7 protein-coding genes are annotated in these 5,164 nt (G+C 67.8%); 4 read left to right on the top strand and 3 right to left on the bottom strand.

Annotation, left to right across the window (positions count from 1 at the left end; genetic code table 11):
- A partial coding sequence (locus tag AC1DZ6_RS18590) for a CBS domain-containing protein (protein WP_477098624.1) occupies nt 1-678 on the top strand: 678 nt, incomplete at its 5' end.
- Nucleotides 679-712: 34 nt separating this feature from the next.
- Here the strand turns inward: AC1DZ6_RS18590 and AC1DZ6_RS18585 are convergent.
- A complete protein-coding gene (locus tag AC1DZ6_RS18585; RefSeq protein ID WP_477098623.1) occupies nt 713-1,240 on the bottom strand; it encodes a hypothetical protein in 528 nt (175 codons plus the stop codon).
- Between the two features lie 178 nt (nt 1,241-1,418).
- Between AC1DZ6_RS18585 and AC1DZ6_RS18580 the strand changes: the two genes are divergently transcribed.
- From AC1DZ6_RS18580 to AC1DZ6_RS18570, 3 genes are all read left to right on the top strand, one after another.
- Nucleotides 1,419-2,069, top strand: coding sequence for a hypothetical protein (locus AC1DZ6_RS18580; RefSeq protein ID WP_477098622.1), 651 nt, complete (start codon nt 1,419-1,421; stop codon nt 2,067-2,069).
- Nucleotides 2,070-2,213: 144 nt separating this feature from the next.
- Nucleotides 2,214-3,608 (top strand): M6 family metalloprotease domain-containing protein, encoded by a 1,395-nt coding sequence (locus AC1DZ6_RS18575; RefSeq protein WP_477098621.1) that lies wholly within the window; start codon nt 2,214-2,216, stop codon nt 3,606-3,608.
- Nucleotides 3,609-3,734: 126 nt separating this feature from the next.
- Nucleotides 3,735-4,091, top strand: a complete 357-nt coding sequence (locus AC1DZ6_RS18570) for a DUF2200 domain-containing protein (protein WP_477098620.1) — start codon at nt 3,735-3,737, stop codon at nt 4,089-4,091.
- Nucleotides 4,092-4,112: 21 nt separating this feature from the next.
- Here AC1DZ6_RS18570 and AC1DZ6_RS18565 read toward each other — a convergent pair whose 3' ends face one another.
- Both AC1DZ6_RS18565 and upp read right to left on the bottom strand, forming a co-directional pair.
- Nucleotides 4,113-4,493 carry a response regulator gene (locus tag AC1DZ6_RS18565; protein ID WP_477098619.1) on the bottom strand — a complete coding sequence of 127 codons (381 nt, stop codon included), beginning with the start codon at nt 4,491-4,493 and terminating at the stop codon, nt 4,113-4,115.
- 54 nt (nt 4,494-4,547) lie between these two features.
- Nucleotides 4,548-5,162, bottom strand: coding sequence for a uracil phosphoribosyltransferase (gene upp, locus AC1DZ6_RS18560; protein WP_477098618.1), 615 nt, complete (start codon nt 5,160-5,162; stop codon nt 4,548-4,550).
- Nucleotides 5,163-5,164 lie beyond the last annotated feature (2 nt).

The following is a 5,164-nucleotide window of genomic DNA, read 5'->3' as shown; positions in this document are numbered from 1 at the left end:
GTGCTGGCCCTGTCCAAGTCCGGCGAGGCGCGCGAGCTGTCCGACAGCCTGGCCTACGCCAAGCGATTCTCGATCCCGCTGATCGCCATCACCGCCGTCGCCGACAGCCAGTTGGGCCGGGCCGCCGACATCCTTCTGCTGCTGCCCGACGCGCCGGAAGCCACGGCGGAGGTCAACGCCCCGACCACCTCGACCACCCTGCAGATGGCCGTGGGCGACGCCTTGGCCGTGGCGTTGCTGGAGCGACGCGGCTTCACCGCCAGCGACTTCCGCATCTTCCATCCCGGCGGCAAGCTGGGCGCCATGCTGCGCACGGTCGGCGACCTCATGCATGGCGAAGGCGAACTGCCCCTGACCCGCGAAGACGCCCCTATGCCCGAGGCCCTGCTGGTCATGAGCGAAAAGCGCTTTGGCGCGGTCGGGGTCGTCGCTCCGGACGGTGCGTTGAGCGGCCTGATCACCGACGGCGACCTGCGCCGCCACATGGACGGCTTGATGAGCCACGTGGCCAGCGAGGTCATGACGCGCGCGCCGCTGACCATCGCGCCCGGCGCCCTGGCGGCCGAGGCGCTGAAGATCATGAACGAGCGGCGCATCACCGTGCTGTTCGTGGTCGACCACGACCGCCCGGTCGGCATCCTGCACGTCCACGACCTGCTGCGGGCCGGGGTGATCTGAACCGCGGCGGGCGGCGGGGTGTCCGCCCCTCGCCCTACTTCTCGGCCTGCGATTGCAGGATCGGCAACAGCGACGCGACCTTCAGGTCGACGGCCATGCTGATGCGGCGATCGATCTGGAAGAAGGTCGTCGCCTTGACCCCCGGCAGCACCTTGCCGACGATCGGCACATATTTCGCGCGCAAGGCGGTCGTCCTGACGTCGAGATCCAGCCAGCGCGTGATGAAGCTCGTCGCGGCCTTGTCGTCATACTTGCCGAAGGTGTTCACGTATTCGGCGATCAGGGTCGTCTGGTCCTCCCTGACCTTGGCCACCTCCGCGGCGTATTGGTCGTAGACAGGCCAGAACCGGGTGGCCTCCGCGTCGCTCAGCGTCAGCGTCGCCGCGGTCAATTGCTTCTTCGACGAGCGCAGCTCGGCGCGCAGGCCTTCAAGATCGGCGGCGGTCACCGGCTTGTCCGGCGCCGCGAGGGCCGCGTCGGGCGCGGAGGTCTGGGCGTGAGCCTGAGGCAGCGTGGCGCTTGCGCTCAGCAACAGTGTGACGGCGATGATTTTGAGTTTCATGGATCTATTCCAGAGGATCGACGCCGCGAAGCATCCCGGAGGGGCCTGTTCGTCACAATCGGGCTTTACCCGCCGGGCTTTCGGGGTTTTTACCGTGCCGGACGGGGACACGCCCGTCCGCCGCCCCCGAGCCGCGAATCCACTTGCACGGCGCAGCTAAGACAGGCGATCTCGGCATATGCGTCGCTCGTCTCTCCCGCTGTTGATCTGCACCCTGCTGCTGGCCGGCCCCGCCGCGCCGGCCTTGGCGTCCGATCCGGGCACGATGCAGCAGAAGGACACCCTGCGCGACGCCGTCGCCGCGCCGCTGGAGGACCTGAACCTCAAGCGGACCGCTATTCCCGCCGTCCTGCTGCGTGCGGTCGAGACCCCCTACGACATGACCGGCCTGGACCGTTGCGAGGGGCTCGCCGGCGAGATCGGTCGGCTGGACGCCGCCCTGGGTCCGGATCTGGACGAGGCGCCGCCGCCCGACACCCGCTCGCGCGGCAAGAAGGTGGCCGACGCCGCCTATGGCGCGGGGGTGGGCGAGGTGCGCAACACCACCCGGCACGCCCTGCCCTTCCGCGGCTGGGTGCGCAGACTGACCGGCGCGGCCAGGCACGACAAGGCCGTGCAGGCGGCGGTGCAGGCCGGCGCCGTGCGCCGGGGCTATCTGAAGGGCGTGGGCATGCGGATGAACTGTGCGCCGCCAGCCGCGCCCAGTTGGTTCGTGCCCGCCCCGCCGCCCAAGCCCGTGGCCACGGCGACCACGCCGAACCCCCTGGAGCGGCTGGCCGCCTTCTGGGACGGGCTGGCGAACTGGTGGCGCGGCTGGTGGCCGTTCTAACGGGCGCCGTCCGTTATGGTTGAGTTTGCCTGATATGCACTTTTAGAGCACTGTACGAGCCGCTTCGGGCGTCTCGTGGAGAGCTTCATGCGCTATGCGTTCAAACCGTTTTCCGGATGCGTCTGCCGACGGGCACAGTGCGCTGTGCCCGCCTCGCCGGGCCTGGTCGCCCAGCTTTACGCCCGCTACCTGGCGCTGCTGGCCGAGGGGCGGCTCGACAAGGACATGACCTTCGAGGCCTATTACAAGGTCTGGCGATCCAATCGGCGCGGCCCCAACAATGTCGGGCTGGACGATGGCGAGATCCGGCTGGGCGGGACCAAGGGCCCCCTGCGGATCGACCAACCGTCCAAGAAGCTGGCGGGCGAGATTCGCACCATGGTGCTGCTGGTCGACTTCCCCGACCGCCCCCACGGCGACGACCACAGCCCCGGCATGTACGAGCAGATGCTGTTCAGCGTCGGCAAGTTCCCGTCCGGCAGCATGCGCGACTTCTACCGGCAGGTCAGCGGCTGGAGGACGGACGGTTCTGGGGACGGCGCCGGCATCGACGTCACCGGCGAGGTGCACGGCTGGTTCCGGATGCCCAATCCGATCGCCTTCTATGCCGACGGTAATTCTGGGATGAGCGACAACTTCCCCCGCAACGCCCCCGCCATGGCCCGCGACGCCGTCCTGGCCGCCAAGTTCGCCGGCGTGGACTTCGGCGCGTTCGACGCCCTGGGCGAAGGCGCGGTCACGGCGTTGTTCGTGATTCATGCCGGCGGCGGCGCCGAGACCACGGGCGACCGCAACGACATCTGGAGCCACAAGTGGATCATTCCCGACGGCGTGGACGTGGGCCACGGCATCTCGGTCAGCACCTATCTGACCGTGCCCGAGGATTGTCGGGTCGGTGTCTGCGCCCATGAATGGGGCCATCTGGCCGCGCGCTGGGCCGACTATTACGACACCGGCGCCACCCAGAGCACCCAGTCCAACGGACTTGGCAACTACTGCCTGATGGCGGCGGGCTCGTGGGGCAATTCCGGCCTGACGCCGGTCTATCCCAACGGCATGTTGCGGATGTTCCACGGCTGGGTCGAGCCGGAGATCATCATGGAATCCAAGAAGGGCGTGGTGCTCAAGCCCGCCGCCGAGGGCGGCGCGCCGGTGGTGATCCGCAACTCGGCCTTCATGACCGACAGCCAGTACCTGTTGGTGGAATATCGGCGAAAACGCAGCCAGGACGCCTTCCTCCCAGACCAGGGGGTCGCCGTCTACGTGGTCGACGAGGCCGTCGAGGACGTCAACGACGAGGGGCGCCTGGCCATCGAGCTGTTGCAGGCCGACAACCGCCGGGACCTGGCCAAGATCTTCGGCCAGGGCAATCGCGGCGACTCCAACGACCTCTACCCCTCGCTGGGCAACGCCGTGCTGGATCGCAAGTCCAAGCCGGCGCTGAACATGCCCCGGTCCAAGTGGTCGGGCGTCAGCATCAAGGTGATCGGCAATCCGGGCGACGACCAGATGAAGATCGACGTGACGCTGGACGCCTAGGATATGGGCGACGGCGCCTGAAGGCGGGTGACCCGGCGGCTGGCGCGCTCGCCCTACTGGCGGATGACGCCTTCACGGCGGCCGACATTTCGGTAACCTACGCCCTGCAGCGGAGGTGGCTCGTCGATGACCAAGCACCGGATCTACACGACCAGCTTCGCCAGCGTTTACCCGCTTTACGTCGCCAAGGCGGAGAGGAAGGGGCGCACGAAGGCCGAGGTTGACGAGATCATCCTCTGGCTGACCGGCTTCAGTCAGGACCAGTTCGCCGCCCACCTAGCGGAGAAATCGGACTTCGAGACCTTTTTCGCCCAGGCCCCCGAACTGAACCCGGCACGGGCCGACATCAAGGGCTTGGTCTGCGGCGTGCGGGTCGAAGAGGTCGCCGAGCCGTTGATGCGGGAGATCCGCTACCTGGACAAGCTCATCGACGAACTGGCCAAGGGCAAGGCGATGAGCAAAATCCTGCGTGGCTCGGCCTGAGGCGCTTGAGTCCCGAACGGCCTAGGACAAGGCCAGCGCCTCGCGCACCTTGGCCGCCAGTTGCTTCGGCTCGAAGGGCTTCATCACATAGCCGGCCGCGCCCAGCTGCATGGCCTGGACGATGCGGTCCAGACGGCCGTCGCCGGTCAGCATCAGCACGGGCAGAGTCGCGCCGTTCTGCGAGTCCTTGATCGCCTTCAGGCCGTCCAGCCCGCTCTGCCCAGGCATGCGTACGTCCATCAGCACCAGAACGGGGACTTCGCGATCCAAGGCGGCCAAGAGCAGCTCCACTGAACCGAAGGTCCGAACGACGAAACCCTCATGCTCCAGCGTGAGCTGGACCACCTCCAGCGTGACGGGATCATCGTCGGCGACGAAGATCAGGGGCGGTGCGAACGGCATGCGAAAGCCTTAACGCCCAAGCTTGGTCAGCGGAAGACCGTCACCCGTCTTTCGTCAGCGCGTGCCGAAAGTCCGATCACCGGCGTCGCCCAGGCCCGGGACGATATAGCCGTGGTCGTTCAGCTCGGCGTCCACCGCCGCCGTCCATATCGGCACGTCGGGATGCGCTGCGCGCAAGGTCTCCACGCCCTGGACCGAAGCGACCAGGCAGACAAAGCGCAGGTCGCTAACACCCGAGCGCTTGAGCAGGTTCAGGGCGGCCACCGCCGTGTGGCCAGTGGCGAGCATCGGGTCGACCACGATGACCAGCCGGTCGGCGATGTCCTCGGGGGTCTTGTAGTAGTACTCCACCGCCTCCAGCGAGTCCGGGTCGCGGAACAGGCCGATGTGCGCCACCCGCGCCGAGGGAACCAGGTCCAGCATGCCCTCGGCCATGCCCAGGCCGGCGCGCAGGATCGGGGCGAAGACCAGCTTCTTGCCGGAGATCTCCTCGGCCTGGGTCGGCGCCACCGGCGTTTCGATCAGCACCGTATGGGTCGGCAGGGCGCGGGTGACCTCGTAGCACAGCAGGGTCGCTGTCTCGCGCATCAGGGCGCGGAAGGTCTTGGTCGAGGTCTGCTTGTCGCGCATCCGGGTCAGCTTGTGGCGGACCAGGGGGTGGTCGACGATGG

The organism is Caulobacter sp. P1_B12_2 (genome assembly GCF_056406675.1).
Note: the sequence above shows the minus strand (reverse complement) of the source record. Positions and strands in the feature narration are given on the sequence as shown.

Bases quoted from the DNA above. Each gene is read 5' to 3' on its own strand.
- AC1DZ6_RS18585 (WP_477098623.1), bottom strand. From the start codon at position 1,240: ATGAAACTCAAAATCATCGCCGTCACACTGTTGCTGAGCGCAAGCGCC.
- AC1DZ6_RS18580 (WP_477098622.1), top strand. From the start codon at position 1,419: ATGCGTCGCTCGTCTCTCCCGCTGTTGATCTGCACCCTGCTGCTGGCC.
- AC1DZ6_RS18570 (WP_477098620.1), top strand. From the start codon at position 3,735: ATGACCAAGCACCGGATCTACACGACCAGCTTCGCCAGCGTTTACCCG.
- AC1DZ6_RS18565 (WP_477098619.1), bottom strand. From the start codon at position 4,493: ATGCCGTTCGCACCGCCCCTGATCTTCGTCGCCGACGATGATCCCGTC.